Here is a 16,292-nt window from a genome sequence, read left to right as displayed (position 1 = left end):
CGTGAATTCCCCCCGTACACGGACCCTGCGCTTGCTGACGGCCAACATCCAGGCCGGCTCAAGTACCCGCCGTTACAGCGACTATGTGACCCGCAGCTGGTCACATGCGTTGCCGGCGGGTCGCAAGCGCAGCAGCCTGGACGCGATCGCCACCCTGGCGCGCGAACATGACATCGTCGGCCTGCAGGAGGCCGACCCGGGCAGCCTGCGTTCGGGCTTCACCAACCAGACCCACTACCTGGCCCAGCGCGCCGGCTTCAACTACTGGAGCCACCAGCCGAACCGGCGCATGGGCGGGGTCGCATCCAGCGCCAATGGCCTGCTGAGCAAGCTCGAACCGGTGGAAGTGCAGGACCACGCCCTGCCCGGCCGCATCGGCGGGCGCGGCGTGCTGCTGGCCAAGTTCGGCGACGGTACCGACGGCCTGGCGGTGGCGGTGGCGCATCTGTCATTGGGCGCGGGATCGCGTATGTCGCAGCTGGGCTTCATCGCCGAGCTGCTGTCCGACCACCCCAACGCGGTGCTGATGGGCGACTTCAACTGCCTGGCAGAACGCCCGGAAATGCAGGTGCTGTACCAGAAGACCCGGCTGCAGCCGCCCGGCTGCATCGTGCCGACCTTCCCCAGCTGGCGGCCCGACCGCGCCATCGACCACATCCTGGTCAGCAGTGGCCTGCAGACCCGCACCGTGGAAGCCATACCGGCCGCGTTTTCCGATCACCTCGCCCTGGCGATGCAGATCGACGTCCCGGCCGACGCCCTGCGCTGAACGCTCCCGGTAGGTGCCAACCTTGGTTGGCACGCCGCTCTGGTGGGTGCGGACCGTAGGTCCGCACGCTGTCCGGCGCTACCCTGCCTGCACCACCGGCACCTTCAATCGCCGCGCCGTCATCGTGCTGCCCACCGAGGCCAGCACCGTGCAACCGATCGCCAGCCACTGCAATCCATGCAGGTGCTCGTGCAGCAGCAGCATCGCCCACAGCGCGGCCACCGCCGGCTCCATGCTGATCAGGATGCCGAAGGTTTCCTTTGGCAGGCGCTTGAGCGCCATCATCTCCAGCGACATCGGGATCGCACTGGACACCAGCGCCACCAGCAGGCCGGCCGCCAGGATCTTCGGATCGAGCAGCGCGGCACCGGCATGCGCCACGCCCACCGGCACCACCACCAGCGAAGCCGCCAGCAGCCCCAGCGACACCGAATGCCCAGCGTGCAGGTGGCCGGCACGCTTGCCGAACACGATGTACAGGCCCCAGCACGCCGCTGCGCCCATCGCATACAGCACGCCTGCCGGATCCAGTGCCGGCCCGCCGCCGATCGGCAGCAGCAGCAACAGCCCCACCGCCGCGCACCCCACCCAGACGAAATCGATGGGGCGTCGTGATGACAGCATCGCTACCGTCAGCGGCCCGGTAAATTCGATGGCCACCGCAATGCCGAAGGGAATCGTGCGCAGGGCCATGTAGAACAGCAGGTTCATCAGGCCCAGGGTGAGCCCGTAGCGCAGGAGGGTGATGGCATCCACGCGGCGGGTCTTCCAGCGCCAAGGCCGCCAGAACAGCAGCAGCAACAGCGCCGAGAAGCCCACGCGCAGCGCACTGGTGCCCTGTGCGCCGATCAGCGGGAACAGGTGTTTGGCGTAGGAGGTGCCGATGGCCAACGAGGTGACCGAGCCGAGCACCGCCAGCGCCGGCAACATCGGCGCAAGTCGTGAGGTCTGCATGGGCAAAGTCTATTGCGCCGGCGCCGAGCACTTGGCTCAATTGACAGCCTGTTCGTGCAACTTCTGCTCGCCATGGCCACCGCCCCCGTGCTCGACAGCTTCGACCGCGCCATCCTCGACCTGCTGCAGCGGGACAACACCCTGCCGCAGCGCGAGATCGCCGAGGCCGTGCACCTGTCCACCCCGGCCGTGCAGCGACGCATCAAGCGGCTGCAGGACAGCGGCGTGATCGCGGCCAATGTGGCGGTGATCGATGCCGCAAAGATCGGCCGGCCGCTGACCATCATCGTCGAGGTGCGCGTGGTCAGCGAACTGCGTGAACGCGTGGCGCCGTTCAAGCGCCGCGTGCAGGACGACCCGGCCGTGCAGCAGTGCTACTCGATCACCGGCGATGGCGATTTCCTGCTGCTGCTTTCGGCCGCGTCGATGGAGGAGTACGAAGCGATCACCGAGCGCCTGTTCGGTGACGATGACAACATCGAGCGCTTCCGCACCTCGGTGGCACTGGGAACGTTGAAGCGCAGTTTCGAAGTGCCGCTGGCCCCGGTTCTGTAGCGCTGAGCCATGCTCGACTGCGCTTTGACCACAAAGTAACAGCCGCCGAGCATGGCTCGGCGCTACAGTCGGAGACCATGAACATACCGCCCTCCCCCGCCCGTCGCCTGCGCCGCTGGCTGCTGCGCGGCCTGTGGCTGGTCATCGCGATCGTTGCCGCGATGGCGCTGTGGAACAGCCCATGGGCTGCTGCACCGAAACTGCTGTGGACACTGTCGCGGATGCCTCCGGCCACCGAGCTTCCGGTGCCGGTGGAAGGCGTGCGGCCCCGCCAGATCGCCGATACGTTCGGCGCTCCGCGCGGCCGTGACCGCTCCCACGCCGGCATCGACATCTTCGCCAGGCGCGGCACCCCGGTGCGCAGTGCCACCGCCGGCGTCGTCGTGGATGTCAGCGACCGCGGCCTCGGTGGCCGCCAGGTGTGGGTGATCGGGCCCGGGCGCGAGCGCTACTACTACGCCCATCTGGACGACTGGGCCGAGGGCCTGGCGCGCGGCCAGGTGGTCCAGGCCGGCGACCTTCTCGGCCACGTCGGCGACAGCGGCAACGCCAAGGGTACGCCGCCGCACCTGCACTGGGGCATCTACGGCGCCGACGGCGCCCGCGATCCACTGCCGCTGCTGCGCTGAACGCCGTGTGCTGCGTCGAGTCCTGCGCGAGCGCCTTCCGCGTTCATCATTTGTAAATAGGAATAGTTCGTATTACCATTTCTTTCGTTTCCGGTGGTGCCAGGACGGCCTGCCCGCCCGTTTCCCACCCGTAGCGCCTCGCCTTCTGGATGCTGGCCGAGCGCGCGTGCTCGTCCAGGACCCCCATGAACCGTTCCGCCTTCCGTATCCCGCAGCCGCAACGGCTGTCCGTTGCCGTGCTCGCTGCACTCTGCGCCGTGGCCCCGGCCGCCTTCGCCGACACCGCCGCCGACCCGACCACGCTCGACAAAGTGGTGGTCAAGGGCGAACGCGCCGAAGGCTATTCGGTGCGCCGCACCTCGGCCGGTACCCGCTTCGACCTGGCGCCGCGCGAGATCCCGCAGTCGCTCAGCATCATCAGCCACCAGCGCATCGAAGATCAGAACCTGGACGACATCATCGACGTGCTGGCCAACACCACCGGCGTCAGCAGCACCCAGTCCGACAGCGAGCGCACCGAGTTCTATTCGCGTGGCTTCTACATCGACAGCTACCAGTTCGATGGCCTGCCGACGCAGATGGTGCAGAACTGGAGCTACGGCGATTCCGGCCTGGACCTGGCGCTGTATGACCGCGTGGAAGTGGTGCGTGGCGCCACCGGCCTGCTGACCGGTGCCGGCAACCCGTCGGCGTCGGTGAACCTGGTGCGCAAGCACGCCGACAGCGCCGAACTGACCGGCAGCGTCTCGGTGAACGTCGGCAGCTGGGGCCGCACCCGCAGCACCGTGGACGTGACCACCCCGCTGAACAAGAGCGGTTCGGTGCGCGCCCGCGTGATCGGCAGCTACCTGGACACCGACGCGCAGATGGACCGCTACAACCAGCACAAGACGCTGGGCTACGCCGTCATCGACGCCGACCTGACCCCGGACACCCAGCTGAGCGTGGGCTACGACTACCAGCAGAAGCGCGCCAACGGCGCCACCTGGGGTGGTTTCCCGATGCTGTTCTCCGATGGAACCAGCACCGGCTACGACGAATCGTTCAATCCGAACCCGAGCTGGACCTACTGGGACACCACCAGCAAGCGCGCGTTCGCCACGTTGGAACACGCCTTCAACGATGACTGGAAAGTCCGCATCGGCGCCACCCACGACGAAACCAGGGCCGACGACAAGCTGTTCTACCCGGCCTACAACGACTGGGTCACCGGCGCTTCGTTCTTCGACAGGAACACCGGTGCCGGCATTTCGCCGTCGGCCGGCTTCTACAACACCGAACGCAAGGTCAATGCGGTGGACGGCTACTTCAGTGGCACGTTCGAGCTGTTTGGCCTGAAGCACGAAGTGATGGGCGGCCTGAGCTACAACAGGCGCGAGTACGCCAACTACGGCGACTACCAGATCGGCGGCGCCGGCCTCGCCTGGGACCCCTTCTCCAGCTACCTGAACTGGAACGGCAACATCAGCGAACCGAACTGGAATCCGCTGGCCCTGGCCAGCGAAGGCACCATCACCCAGAAGGCCGCCTATGCTGCAGCACGCCTGTCGCTGGCTGATCCGCTGAAGTTGATCGTGGGCGCGCGCTACACCGACTGGAAGAGCGAAGGCGAAGGCGCCGACCGTTCGCACAAAGTCACCACCCCGTATGCGGGCCTGGTGTTCGACATCAACGACACCTACTCCACCTATGCCTCGTACACCGAGATCTTCCAGCCGCAGATGCTGAAGGACCGCAACGGCAGCTACCTGGACCCGGTGGACGGCAAGAGCTACGAAGTGGGCGTGAAGGGTGCCTGGTTCGACAACCGACTGAATGCCTCGGTGGCGGTGTTCCGCATCGAGCAGGACAACGTCGGCCAGTCCACCGGCGAGCCGGTCATCGGCGGCACCGGCGGCGAAACGGCCTACGTGGCCGCGCGTGGCACCGTCAGCCGTGGCTTCGAGTTCGAACTGAACGGCGAACTGGCACCCGGCTGGAACGCGACCTTCGGTGCTTCGCGCTACGTGGCCAAGGACATCAACGGCGCCGACATCAACACCAACCTGCCGCAGACCGCGCTGAAACTGTTCACCAGCTACACCCCGCAGTCGCTGCAGGCACTGACCGTCGGCGGCGGCGCCAACTGGCAGAACCGCATCTACTACGCGGTGCCGGCTTACGGCCGCATCGAACAGAGCGGCTACGCCCTGGTCAGCGCCTTCGTGCGTTACCGCCTGTCGCCGGAATGGAGCGTGCAGGCCAACCTGAACAATCTGCTGGACAAGAAGTACTTCTCGCAGATCAACGGCTACGGTGCGTACGGCGATGGCCGCAATGGCTCGCTGACGTTCACCTGGGCGTTCTGATCAGACGCGGGGTACGACCGCCCCGCACCTGTAGAGCCGAGCCCATGCTCGGCTCAGAGAATCAGCCGAGTGCGGGCTCGGCGCTACATCCGCAAGGCAGCGCCGGAACTGACCGGCGCTGCCCCCCTCACATCAGAACCGCAGGTCCGCGCGCAGGTACCAGTAACGGCCACGCGGGATGTCGTAGGTCGAGGCGTCATACCCGTTCAACGAGCACGACAGGCAGATCGGCGGATCCTTGTCGAACACATTGTTCAGGCCCGCGGTCAGCTGCAGCCCCTTCATCCAGTCGATCTTGTAGCCCACCTGCATGTCGTGGAAGGTGGTGGCCGAGAGCGTGTTGGTGCCGTCGGCCTGGTTGCTGCACACCGGGAATGCCACGGCATCGCCGCAGTTCTCGGTCAGCTCGGAAATGTGCCGCACCGTCCAGTTCGCACTCCAGCGGTCCATCGTCCAGGCGATGCTGGCGTTGCTGGTCCACTCCGGAATGGAGCTGTCGGCCACTTCCACGCCCGGCTTCTGCGGCTGCTTCTGCCCGGCCGCGCCGGTGGCTTCGTAACGACCGACGAACGTGTTCTTCCACGCCAGCTTGAACTGACCGAAGGAGGTCTGCGGCAACGTCCAGAACAGGTCCACGTCCCAGCCGTCGGTCTTGATCGAGCCCAGATTGGTCAGGCGGTTGTTGAAGCTGCTGACCGCACCGGTGCTGGCGCGGGTGATGCCATCGCAGTACAGCGGGTCGAGCGTGTCCACGCACAGGTCCAGCTGGGTCTGCGCGTTGATGGCCTGGATCGCACCATCGATGGCGTGGCGGTAGAAGGTCACCTCCACATCGAAGCGCTCCGACCACGACGCGTTGTTGCCGAACCACGGGCTCCACACGAAGCCGGTGCTGAAGCTGCGCGAGCGCTCCGGTTCCAGATCACGATTGCCGCCGGTGGTCACCGAGATCTGCGAGTTGGCCTGCTGGAAGCCGGCCGGCACGCCCAGCGCGGCACAATTGGCGGCACTGCCACGTGGCGGCGTACCGCCCAGGCCCACCGAGCACGGATCGAACAGTTGCAGGTCGGCACGTGCGGCCGAGCCGTACAGTTCGCCGATGGACGGTGCGCGGAAACCCTCGGCGTACGTGGTGCGCAGCACGAAGTCATCGGTCACCTGCCAGCGCAGGCCGTACTTGGGCGTGAACTCGCCACCGAAAGTGGAGTAGTCCGAATAGCGGCCGGCCAGGCTCAGGTCCAGCTTCTTGCCGAACGAGGAGTCGGCGAAGATCGGCACGCTCAACTCCAGGTAGGCCTCGTTGACGTCGTAGGAACCGGAGGTCGGCTGCGACGGCACGCCGTTGTAGTGGCCGATCACCGTCAGCGGATCCGGCTGGTACCAGCCCTCGTACTTGCGGTACTCGAAACCGGTGGCGAAGGACACCGGGCCGGCCGGCAGCGAGAACAGCTCGCTGGACAGGTTGGCGGTGAACAGGCTCAGCTCGTTCTGGCTGCGGTCGCGCACCACCGGCTGGATCCACTTCAGCATGTCCGGGGTGATCGAACCGACGCCACCGAAGATGTTCAACGGCACGCAGCCCGGGGTAGCCGCGCACACCGCCGGGTCACCCAGCGCCATGTTGACGTTGTAGATGTTGTAGCTGCCGTAGTTGGTCTGTTCGGCCTTGTTCTTGCTGTACATGCCGTTGACGTCCCAATACCAGCTACGGTCGGCCGCCTGGAAGTTGCCGACCAGGCCGGTGGCCACGTAGGTCGTGTTGACCTCCTGCTTGAACACGCGCGCACCGCCTTCCACCGGGCGACGGCCGATCAGGCTCATGTTGCCCGAGGACACCAGGTCGAAGCCGAACGGGTTGTACGGGTTCAGGCGCGAGACCACGATGTTGTCGGCCAACGGATTGCCGGTGGCGCCATCGGGACCAAAGAACAGCGGCTCGGGGCCGGCCTGGTTGGTCGACTCGCGGCGGTTGCCCAGTGCCTTGATGTACCACTGCACGTTGTCAGTGATGTCGAAGCGGAACTGACCGAACAGGCCCTTGCGCTCGGACGGCGTGAGCACCATGTTGTATTCGGCGAAGTTGAAGCGGTCGGCGCTGGTGAAGCAGTGGTAGTCATCGCTGCGGTTGCAGCCGGCGCTGCCGTCGTAACGCGGGTTGGGCACGCCGCTGTTGGGCACGATGTCCTGCTCGGCACCGGTGTTGGGGTCGACGAAGGCGAAGCGGCCCTGTGGAATGCCGCCGCTGCCGAAGGCCAGGCCGGTGCCCGGAATCGGGAAACGTGACTGCTCGCGATCCTTGGCGAATACCGGGTCCTGCTTGGTCCAGCTGGCGCCCAGGAACAGGCTGAAGCGATCACCGCTCTTGCCCCACGCCAGGTCCACGCCCTTCTGGGTGCCGTCGCCCTTGCTGTACTCACCATAGTTCAGCGTCACCTGCCCGCCATCGAAGTCGCGGCGGGTGATGATGTTGACCACGCCGGCGATGGCATCGGAGCCGTACAGCGACGACGCGCCGTCTTCCAGCACCTCGATGCGTTCGACGATGGCCAGCGGAATGGTGTTGAGGTCGGTGGCCGCACCGACGCCCGATGCGGACGACTCATTGACCCAGCGGATGCCGTCAACCAGCACCAGCACGCGCTTGGCACCCAGGTGGCGCAGATCGACCTGCGCCGAGCCGGCACCCACGCCACTGCCATCGGGCGGGAAACCGAAGTTGCCGGACGAGTTGAACTTGGCGTTGAGCGCAGAGCCGGATCCGGTGAGCTGCTGCAGCACTTCGCCGATCGAGGTCAGGCCGGTGCGTTCGATGTCGCCACGGGTCAGGGTCTGGATCGGGACCTGGCCTTCGACTTCAGCGCGCTTGATGCGGGTACCGGTGACTTCCACCGCGTCGAGGTTGGTGGTGGATTGTGCAGCGGCACCCAACGGGGCCAGGGCCATCACGCACAGCGTGACGGCAACCGCCAACGGGCGGTGGTGCAGGTGATTCATTCGCTCTCTCTCCAAAGGAATGTCGGGACATGGACTGCCGTGCTCCCCCTGCATGGCGGCAGCGTCTCCTTTGTAAACAAGCGGTAAAAATCGCGGCGTGACGATCGACACTCTTTCACGCGAAATTGACGCAATTGCATGACATTTGCGTCAGATGAGTGCCGTTTAGAACCGGACGGTAATGTTCCGCCGCCTTCGCTTTGATGCTGGCCGCGACAGCGCGCGCCGGAAACTGCCGCGCGCATGAAAGTGCCTTTGCCGAACCATTTCAGGAATAGTCTGAAATTCCTTCATTCAGAAGGCCCGCTTGATCGACCCGGTGCAGACTCGCACCTCCAGCCATTCGCGGGAAGATCGATCATGAAAGCACTAACTGCCGTGCCGAGCGTCATGATGGTGATCACGCTGCTTCTTCCTCTGGCAGGCGAATCGAGGGCAGGCGGCGTGATCGAGTGCAACAACTGCCTCTCTCCCAGCGATGCGGCCTCGGCCTCAGGAGAGGGGTTGACGGTTGTGGTGGATTTCGAGAGAGCCGAGTTGATCGCTTTCGACGTTGAACATGACCCTGAGACCAGAAGGTGGCGAGCACATCCGACCCCGGTTCCGGCGCAGATTGAAATGGCTTTTCTGCGGATCCTGGATGCGACACTGTCAGCAGGGCAAGCGCCGCTCATGCTGCAATCACCGCATGAGCGGCAGTGAGACAACGCTCTATCGCACGAAGGCAATCCGCTCCATGCCGGTCGCCTCGGCCGCAGCCAATATCCGCGCCATGCCTTCGTACTCGGCCGCCGGATCGGTGGCGATGCGCAGCTCCGGCAGGTTGCCGGCATGTTCGCCCACCTGTGCCTGCAGGCGCGCCTGCAGCTCACTGATCGCCATCGGCTGGCCATTCCAGCTGAGCTGGTTGCCAGCGTCCAGGCGCAGCTCGATCGGCGGGGGCGGTTCGGGACGGTCAACCACGCGATCGGTGGCCTGCGGCAACTGCACGGCAATCGGCCGGGCCACGATCGGCGCGGTCACAATGAAGATGATCAACAGCACCAGCATCACATCCACCAGTGGCGTGACATTGATGTCCGCCAGCGGGCCGCTTCCTCCTGCGCTACTGAACGCCATGTGCCGCTCCCTGCAGCCGGGCCGTTCGCCCAGGGCCGACGTTACGACGCCTGCGACCCCGTGCGGCAGGGGCCTGCGCGGATTCATTCAGCTGTCGTTGCCGACGCCGGGCGTGCACGCAATGCGAAACTGAATTCAGCCATCGCCCGCTATGCTGGTCGCCATGACCCGACGCACTTCGACCGCCCTGTCCCTGCTGCCCTTGGCCACCACGCTGCTGATCGGCTGCGCCAATGCCCAGTCCCTCGATGCCCAGAACGCGCAGCTGAAAGCCGCGATCGCAGCCGCCGAACGCGGCCAGTACGATCCTGGCCAGGCCGCTGCGCTCAGCCGCCATCCGGCCTATGGCTGGCTGGAGTACGCCAACCTGCGGCGCAACATCGACACCGTCGATACCGCGCAGGCGCAGGCCTTCCTCAAGCGCTATGACGGCCAGGCCGTGGCCAGCACCTTCCGCAGCGTGTGGCTGCCCTCGCTCGCACGCCGCCAGGACTGGCCGACCCTGCTGGCCAACTGGGCGCCCACCGACAACCCCGGCCTGCGCTGTGCGCAGCTGACCGCGCGCCAGGTGACGGGCAGGGTCGATCCGCAGTGGATCAGTGAAGCGCAGGATCTGTGGCGCAAGAACGGCAAGTCGCTGCCGGACGGCTGTGATGCCGTTTTTGCCGTACTGCAGGCACAGGGTGGCCTGAGCGACGCCCTGCGCTGGGAACGCATCGATGCCGCCGCCGATGCCCAGCAACCGGCGGTGATGCGCAGCGCCGCACGCGGCCTGCCCGCCGCCGACCTGGCGCTGGCGAACAATTACGCAGCCTTTGTCGACAAGCCCAATGCCAGCGCGTTGAACTGGCCGCGCAACGAGCGCAGCCGGCGCATCGCCACCGATGGCCTGGCCAAGCTGGCCAAGGCCGACCCCGGCGCCACCGAGCAGCAGCTGCCGCAGTACGCCCAGGCGCTCGGCCTGAGTGCCGACCAGCAGGGCCAGGTGCTGTACCAGATCGCGCTGTGGACGGTGGCCTCCTACCTGCCCGATTCGGCACGCCGCCTCAACGCGGTACCCGAATCGGCCTACGACGAGCGCCTGCACGAATGGCGCGTGCGCGAAGCGATGTCGCGCGGCGACTGGCCGGCAGCGCTGGCCGCGATCCGCAAGATGGGCAGCAAGCAGCGCAGCGACCCGCGCTGGCGCTACTTCGAAGGCCGCATGCTGGAAAAAACCGGCCAGGCCCAGCAGGCGCAGCCGCTGTTCCGCGAAGCCGCACGCGCACCGACCTTCCACGGTTTCCTGGCCGCCGACAAGCTGCAGCAGGGCTACACCCTGTGCCCGTGGAAGCCGAACGACAGCGCACAGGCACAGGCGGTGATCGCGCGCGACCCGGCCATCCAGCGCGCGATGGCGCTGTACCAGATCGACCGCGCCGGTTGGGCCGTGGCCGAATGGAACAGCGCGCTGTCGCGCTTCGATGACACCCAGCGCCGCCTCGCCGTGCGCGTGGCGCAGGACAACGGCTGGTTCGACCGCGCCGTGTTCGCGCTCGGCAAGCAGCCGCAGGAACAGCGCCTGTACGACCTGCGCTTCCCGCTGCATCACGACGCCACCATCCGCCGCGAATCGGCACGCAACGCGATCGACCCGGCCTGGGTGGCCGCGGAGATCCGCGCCGAGAGTACCTTCACTCCGCGTGCGCGCTCGCCTGCCAATGCCATGGGCCTGATGCAGGTGCTGCCGGCCACCGGTGCCAGCGTGGCCAAGTCGATCGGCCTGACCGGCTACGGCGGCGCCGACAGCCTGTACGACCCGGACACCAACATTGCCATCGGCACCGCCTACCTGCGCCAGCTGATGAACAAGTACGACGGTCTGCCGTACGTGACCATCGCCGCCTACAACGCCGGCCCGACCCCGACCGCACGCTGGCAGGGCCAGCGCCCGGGCTTCGATCCGGACCTGTGGATCGAGACCATCAGCTACAAGGAAACCCGCGAGTACGTTGCCCGCGTTCTGGCCTTCAGCGTGATCTACGACTGGCGCCTCAATGGTGATGCCCTGCCGCTGAGCGACCGCCTGATGGGGCGCCTGGTGGACAAGCGCAAGAAATTCAGCTGCGCGGCCGACGCCGAGCAGGGTGGCGATTGACCGCAACACGGTACTGCCGGCTGCTGGCCGGCATTCCCCGGTATCCATTCCGTGGGGAGGGAAACGATGAGCCTGCTGGCCTGGCTCGGGCTGGCCGCTGCATCGGTAGTGCCGGCCGCTGGCCGGCAGCTTCGGGGTGACTGCGGTTGCCGGCCAGCGGCCGGCACTACCGGAACATCTGCGCCTACCGTGCGATCATTCCCCCATGAAGATCTATCTTGTCGGCGGCGCCGTGCGCGACCGCCTGCTGCAGCGCCCTGCCGGCGACCGCGACTGGGTGGTGGTTGGCGCCACGCCTGCGCAGATGGAAGCGCAGGGCTACACAGCGGTTGGCCGCGATTTCCCGGTGTTCCTGCACCCGAAGACCGGCGAGGAATACGCACTGGCGCGCACCGAGCGCAAATCCGGCCGCGGCTATCGCGGCTTCGTGGTCGATGCTGATCCGACGGTGACGCTGGACGAAGACCTGCAGCGCCGCGACTTCACCATCAACGCGATTGCCTGTGACGAAGACACCGGCACGCTGGTGGATCCCTATGGCGGTGTGCGCGATATCGAGCAACGCGTGCTGCGCCACGTTGGCCCGGCCTTCGTTGAGGATCCGCTACGCGTGCTGCGCGCGGCCCGGTTCATGGCGCGCTTTGCGCCGCTGGGCTTTACCGTCGCCGAAGAGACCATGGCGCTGATGCGCGAGGTCGCCGCCAGTGGCGAGCTGGACGCGCTGGTGCCCGAGCGCGTCTGGCAGGAACTGCGCAAGGCGCTGGTCAGTGAGCGGCCCTCCGCCTTCCTGCGCACACTGCACGATGCGCATGCCCTGGGCCCGATCCTGCCCGAACTGGAAGCGCTGTACGGCGTGCCGCAGCGTGCTGAGTTCCACCCGGAAGTCGATACCGGCATCCACCAGGAAATGGTCAGCGACATGGCCGCGAAGCTGGCCCCCGGCGATGACCTGGTCGGCTTCGCCGCGCTCACCCACGACCTCGGCAAGGGCCTGACCCCGCCGGAGGAATGGCCGCGCCACATCATGCACGAGCAGCGCGGCATCAAGCCGCTGAAGGCACTGTGTGCGCGGTTGAAGATTCCAGCCGAGCACCAGCAGCTGGCTGAAGCGGTGTGTCGCGAGCACTTGAACGTGCACCGCATCGACGAACTGCGCGATGCCACCGTGCTGGAACTGCTGGGCCGCTGTGATGCGCTGCGCCGGCCGGAGCGCGTGGCGCGCATCGCACTGTGCTGCGAAGCCGACAAGCGTGGCCGTCTCGGCTTCGAGGACGCCGACTACCCGCAGGGCGAAACGCTCAAGCGACTGCACCAGGCGGCGTTGTCAGTGCAGGCGCGGGATCTGGATACCACCCATCTGAAGGGCCCGGCCATCGGTGAAGCGCTGGCCAAGGCGCGGGTGAAGGCGATTGCCGCCGCCCGCTGAAGCACCTGGTAGTGCCGGCCGCTGGCCGGCACCCCTATATCACTGGCTTCAATGCGCCATCCCACGGGTAATCGCCGCCGCACGCTGCTTCAGCTGGGCCACGGCATCGGGAATCATCTCCATGCCCACGTCCAGGCCCGGGTTCAGCACCAGGCCGACGCCCTCGCCGATGCCGGCCAGCAGCGCGTGCACCGCGATCGGCATGGCATGCGCGAACTGCGGCAGCTGCTCGTGCCACAGGCCCGCGCGCTCGGGGGCAGTGAACACCGCGAACATCGGCTCACCGCTCTCGCTGGTCAGCACCAGCGGCGAGATGCTCTCGTCCCAGGCGCCATCTTCGCCGATGGCCTTGTCCAGCAGCACGAACGCCGTCGAGGTCAGCAGGCCGTCGAGGAACTGCGCTGCGGTCAGCGTACCGTCCTGGGCCTGCAGCAGGCGCACCTCGAGGTCGTTGAGGGGTTCGAACGGGGTGTCGTGGTCCATGGTCGGTTCCGGTACGTGGTTGCAGGGCAGACTTTAACAGGCCTAGGGTGAGGCACGACAGCGCATTGGCAGGGACACGCAGGGCGTCGGCGACCGTTATTCCAAAGCGCCCAGCGCTCACCGGTCTGGATCCAGCCAAAGGGAATCGGGGCCGCGGAAATCTTGATGGCCTTGGGAGGAAAGCACGGCGGGCAGGATACGGCCGGCCGCTGATTCTGCGAACGCTGCTCCCCCCTGAGCCGTTCGACGAGGTAATTGTTAAGACCCTGCTCCAACAGTTTGACGAAATCGTCAATGTGTCCGATTCGCTTCTGACCCTGTGCCGGCGTCGCTTCACTCAATCCTGGAAGGACGTTGAGACTGGCATGACCGAGAGCTTTGAGCACGGCTGGAGCGGATCGTATAGTCGGATGACGTAGAGCAACGGAACGCCGATGAACGCTACCTCGCAAGGCCTCGCGCCACAGGCATGCATGGATGAAGGCCAAGGAAGCTGGCAGCACGAGCAGCGCAACCTGTCAGATGTGCACCGTAGCGCGGTACATGGCGCCGTCTTCCTCGGCCTTCCCTCCTGTCCAGCCGATCAAGGATCAGGGCAATCCTGCCGGTATCGTCACGCGCAGAGAACCGTGCCCCGTAGTAACCCTGAAGAGGCGCCTACCTCAATCAGCGACATGGACCGCTCATGCTGAAACCCTCCCCCCCCCTCACTCACGTGGCGTTGATCGCCTTGATCACACTGGCCGTTACTGGATGCAACAAGGAACGCTCATACCCGGTCTATCGCGAGAATCCTGCACCCAAGGATGCACTACCGATTGTGATCCGGGTCCACGATGCGCCTGTGGAGCTCACCCTCCCGAAGGTTTTCGTCTCCTACGAGATAGATCCGCTCTGCCTCCCACCGATCAACAACTACGAGGGTGTGCAGTACGCCCCCCAACGGCAGTCAGTAGAGTTCCCAGTACAACGCGTCAGTGCAACCGAGTTCAGCAGCACCGTGTTCGAGGACGGCATGGCAGTCGCTGACTATTACGGGCGTGGGCCATGCGAATGGAAACCCAGCATCATTCGAGCTTCATTCCCAGTCATTTCCGAGGGACGCGAAGGCTTCATATCAGTTGCCGTCCACCATCTCGAACTGAAGAAACTACTCACATCGATTTCGTACGCAGACAGTCAAATGACCCTGCAAACAAAGAGTTCGACGCCTGGGTGGGTGCGAACGCAGTCCCAGTATAGCTACAACAGATTGTCTGATATCGAGAAGCAGAAGTACTTTGCCATAGAGATATCGTCTCCTTCGAAAGGAATCGTCCCATGAGACCTCTAACCAATGCAGCCCTGGCCAATGCAGCCTACTCCCCACCGTCACATCCAGCTCCAGGCGATAAGGAATCGCTGCGCGTTGATGGTGAAGACTTCGAAGTTCTAGGGCGACGTGACGCAGTCAGCGGCTATCAAGGCGTTGTGTACCGGAACATCAAGACCAACGAGATCATCATCGCCCACCGAGGCACCGAGTTTGATCGCCAGGCCATACTTGATGGCGGCGTCGACGCAGCGATGGTCAGCGCCAGAGTCAACGCACAGATTAATGATGCCCTCGTACTGACCAAGCAGGCAATCAAGCAAGCTGAGGAAAACGGATATGGCCCGGTGTACGTCACTGGACATTCCCTAGGCGGCGCACTCGCGCAGATCACTGCCCACCACTACAATCTTCCTGGCGACGCCTTCAACCCCTACGGCGCTGCCGGGCTGGCGTATCGCCTGCCTGAAGGCCAGCCGGCCAATGCGGCGCCCTTCACCAACCATGTGATGGCGGGCGACCTGGTTAGTGCGGCCGGCCCTCATTACGGCAAGGTTGAGATGTACGCACTCCCCAAGGAACTGGGAGTCTTGCGCGATGCCGAGCAGGGCCAGCGCATCGCCTCGCTCGTATCGCTTGGGATGAAAAGCGGCCATGTCATGTCCGCTGCGGTTGCGGTCCAGTTGGGTGATTCCCATCGAATGGTTCACTTCATTGACCGTATGACCGACAAGGGCCCAGTGCAGTCCGTACTGGACGACCCCGAGGCGCGGATCACTGATGCCGAGGACCTACGCCGGATAGCGGAGTATCGCAAAGACATCCACCAGTTGCGGCTGGGGGCGACCGTACTTGTCGGCGGTGGCCCTGGACTCCTGCGCGACGGGGTCAATCACCTTCGCGGCACTGAGGAAGCCGGAGCGTACGCCCGTCGCGAAGCCGAAGCCGTGCAGCGCGCAGAAAGTGCATTGAAACCTGGGGAGCGTCTGGTCCATGAGACAACCGAAAAGGGCTCGCCCTCTCTAAGCCACCCAGGCTTTGCTCCCAAGAGTCCATTGCAGGAAAGCATCGAATCAACCTTGGACAAGGCAGGCCTGGATCCCCGAACGGACGGCCACCCCGACCATGCGCTCTACCGGCAGATTCGCGACGGTGTATCTGCCGTGGATGCCAAGCACGGGCGCAGCTTCGATGAAACCAGCGAGCGAATGACGGCCAGCCTGCTTGCAAAGGCCAAGCACAGCGGCCTGGAACGCGTCGATCATGTTGCCTTGGGCGATCCTCCCAGCGATGGTTCAGGCCCTCGCATGTTCGTCGTGCAGGGAGCGCTCGACAATCCGGCACACTTGCGGGCGTCGATCGCGGTCAGCGAGGCCGTCAATACACCCGTAGAACAGTCGCTCGCCAAGGCCGAGCAGACTTCGCAGGCACAGCAGGTCGCCCAGCACGAGCAAACCCAAGAGCAGATTCGAACCGCGATGCGCATGGGCTAGGCCAGCGTGATTGCTTGGCCCTACTTGAGGCCGGCGCCCGTTGGAACGACCTGCTGAGGCCATGTCGGCCCGC

At 65.4% G+C, this 16,292-nt stretch carries 13 protein-coding genes; 9 read left to right on the top strand and 4 right to left on the bottom strand.

What is annotated here, in order from left to right:
- Nucleotides 1–31 precede the first annotated feature (31 nt).
- Nucleotides 32–769 (top strand): endonuclease/exonuclease/phosphatase family protein, encoded by a 738-nt coding sequence (locus tag AC5P8U_RS05600; protein ID WP_172412138.1) that lies wholly within the window; start codon nt 32–34, stop codon nt 767–769.
- Nucleotides 770–847: 78 nt separating this feature from the next.
- On the opposite strand, the gene AC5P8U_RS05595 is transcribed toward AC5P8U_RS05600, so the two are convergent.
- The gene (locus AC5P8U_RS05595; RefSeq protein WP_072167156.1) at nt 848–1,723 is read right to left on the bottom strand and encodes an EamA family transporter; all 876 of its coding nucleotides are present in this window, start codon (nt 1,721–1,723) and stop codon (nt 848–850) included.
- A 72-nt stretch (nt 1,724–1,795) separates the two neighbouring features.
- Here AC5P8U_RS05595 and AC5P8U_RS05590 point away from each other — a divergent pair, with 72 nt between their 5' ends.
- From AC5P8U_RS05590 to fhuE, 3 genes are all read left to right on the top strand, one after another.
- Complete coding sequence (locus tag AC5P8U_RS05590) at nt 1,796–2,278, top strand: Lrp/AsnC family transcriptional regulator (RefSeq protein WP_334271272.1); 483 nt, start codon at nt 1,796–1,798, stop codon at nt 2,276–2,278.
- Between the two features lie 77 nt (nt 2,279–2,355).
- Nucleotides 2,356–2,907 (top strand): M23 family metallopeptidase, encoded by a 552-nt coding sequence (locus AC5P8U_RS05585; protein ID WP_334271273.1) that lies wholly within the window; start codon nt 2,356–2,358, stop codon nt 2,905–2,907.
- A gap of 185 nt (nt 2,908–3,092) precedes the next feature.
- Nucleotides 3,093–5,255, top strand: coding sequence for a ferric-rhodotorulic acid/ferric-coprogen receptor FhuE (gene fhuE / locus AC5P8U_RS05580; protein ID WP_439426373.1), 2,163 nt, complete (start codon nt 3,093–3,095; stop codon nt 5,253–5,255).
- A 132-nt stretch (nt 5,256–5,387) separates the two neighbouring features.
- On the opposite strand, the gene AC5P8U_RS05575 is transcribed toward fhuE, so the two are convergent.
- Nucleotides 5,388–8,198, bottom strand: a complete 2,811-nt coding sequence (locus tag AC5P8U_RS05575) for a TonB-dependent receptor (RefSeq protein ID WP_404830553.1) — start codon at nt 8,196–8,198, stop codon at nt 5,388–5,390.
- Between the two features lie 411 nt (nt 8,199–8,609).
- On the opposite strand from AC5P8U_RS05575, the gene AC5P8U_RS05570 reads away from it, so the two are divergent.
- Nucleotides 8,610–8,951, top strand: a complete 342-nt coding sequence (locus AC5P8U_RS05570; protein ID WP_439426374.1) for a hypothetical protein — start codon at nt 8,610–8,612, stop codon at nt 8,949–8,951.
- Nucleotides 8,952–8,960: 9 nt separating this feature from the next.
- Here the strand turns inward: AC5P8U_RS05570 and AC5P8U_RS05565 are convergent, their stop codons facing one another.
- The gene (locus AC5P8U_RS05565) at nt 8,961–9,368 is read right to left on the bottom strand and encodes an ExbD/TolR family protein (RefSeq protein ID WP_088497183.1); all 408 of its coding nucleotides are present in this window, start codon (nt 9,366–9,368) and stop codon (nt 8,961–8,963) included.
- A gap of 151 nt (nt 9,369–9,519) precedes the next feature.
- Here AC5P8U_RS05565 and AC5P8U_RS05560 point away from each other — a divergent pair, with 151 nt between their 5' ends.
- Nucleotides 9,520–11,505: a transglycosylase SLT domain-containing protein gene (locus AC5P8U_RS05560; protein WP_111200770.1), complete on the top strand. Its 1,986-nt coding sequence runs from the start codon at nt 9,520–9,522 to the stop codon at nt 11,503–11,505.
- A gap of 205 nt (nt 11,506–11,710) precedes the next feature.
- Nucleotides 11,711–12,931 (top strand): multifunctional CCA addition/repair protein, encoded by a 1,221-nt coding sequence (locus AC5P8U_RS05555; protein ID WP_495213950.1) that lies wholly within the window; start codon nt 11,711–11,713, stop codon nt 12,929–12,931.
- Between the two features lie 48 nt (nt 12,932–12,979).
- Here AC5P8U_RS05555 and AC5P8U_RS05550 read toward each other — a convergent pair whose 3' ends face one another.
- A complete protein-coding gene (locus AC5P8U_RS05550; protein WP_072167163.1) occupies nt 12,980–13,414 on the bottom strand; it encodes an SseB family protein in 435 nt (144 codons plus the stop codon).
- Nucleotides 13,415–14,099: 685 nt separating this feature from the next.
- Between AC5P8U_RS05550 and AC5P8U_RS05545 the strand changes: the two genes are divergently transcribed.
- Both AC5P8U_RS05545 and AC5P8U_RS05540 read left to right on the top strand, forming a co-directional pair.
- The gene (locus AC5P8U_RS05545; RefSeq protein ID WP_072167164.1) at nt 14,100–14,738 is read left to right on the top strand and encodes a hypothetical protein; all 639 of its coding nucleotides are present in this window, start codon (nt 14,100–14,102) and stop codon (nt 14,736–14,738) included.
- Nucleotides 14,735–16,219 (top strand): XVIPCD domain-containing protein, encoded by a 1,485-nt coding sequence (locus AC5P8U_RS05540; protein ID WP_447897362.1) that lies wholly within the window; start codon nt 14,735–14,737, stop codon nt 16,217–16,219. The genes AC5P8U_RS05545 and AC5P8U_RS05540 overlap by 4 nt, the downstream gene beginning before the upstream one ends.
- Nucleotides 16,220–16,292 lie beyond the last annotated feature (73 nt).

This window comes from Stenotrophomonas sp. YJH_SMC_81 (genome assembly GCF_059370875.1).
This window is presented reverse-complemented; position numbering and strand designations above follow the sequence as displayed.

What these genes read in the sequence shown, in the direction of transcription:
- AC5P8U_RS05595 (WP_072167156.1), bottom strand. Translation starts at nt 1,723, where the DNA reads ATGCAGACCTCACGACTTGCGCCGATGTTGCCGGCGCTGGCGGTGCTC.
- AC5P8U_RS05590 (WP_334271272.1), top strand. Translation starts at nt 1,796, where the DNA reads ATGGCCACCGCCCCCGTGCTCGACAGCTTCGACCGCGCCATCCTCGAC.
- AC5P8U_RS05585 (WP_334271273.1), top strand. Translation starts at nt 2,356, where the DNA reads ATGAACATACCGCCCTCCCCCGCCCGTCGCCTGCGCCGCTGGCTGCTG.
- fhuE (WP_439426373.1), top strand. Translation starts at nt 3,093, where the DNA reads ATGAACCGTTCCGCCTTCCGTATCCCGCAGCCGCAACGGCTGTCCGTT.
- AC5P8U_RS05575 (WP_404830553.1), bottom strand. Translation starts at nt 8,198, where the DNA reads ATGGCCCTGGCCCCGTTGGGTGCCGCTGCACAATCCACCACCAACCTC.
- AC5P8U_RS05570 (WP_439426374.1), top strand. Translation starts at nt 8,610, where the DNA reads ATGAAAGCACTAACTGCCGTGCCGAGCGTCATGATGGTGATCACGCTG.
- AC5P8U_RS05565 (WP_088497183.1), bottom strand. Translation starts at nt 9,368, where the DNA reads ATGGCGTTCAGTAGCGCAGGAGGAAGCGGCCCGCTGGCGGACATCAAT.
- AC5P8U_RS05560 (WP_111200770.1), top strand. Translation starts at nt 9,520, where the DNA reads ATGCTGGTCGCCATGACCCGACGCACTTCGACCGCCCTGTCCCTGCTG.
- AC5P8U_RS05555 (WP_495213950.1), top strand. Translation starts at nt 11,711, where the DNA reads ATGAAGATCTATCTTGTCGGCGGCGCCGTGCGCGACCGCCTGCTGCAG.
- AC5P8U_RS05550 (WP_072167163.1), bottom strand. Translation starts at nt 13,414, where the DNA reads ATGGACCACGACACCCCGTTCGAACCCCTCAACGACCTCGAGGTGCGC.
- AC5P8U_RS05545 (WP_072167164.1), top strand. Translation starts at nt 14,100, where the DNA reads ATGCTGAAACCCTCCCCCCCCCTCACTCACGTGGCGTTGATCGCCTTG.
- AC5P8U_RS05540 (WP_447897362.1), top strand. Translation starts at nt 14,735, where the DNA reads ATGAGACCTCTAACCAATGCAGCCCTGGCCAATGCAGCCTACTCCCCA.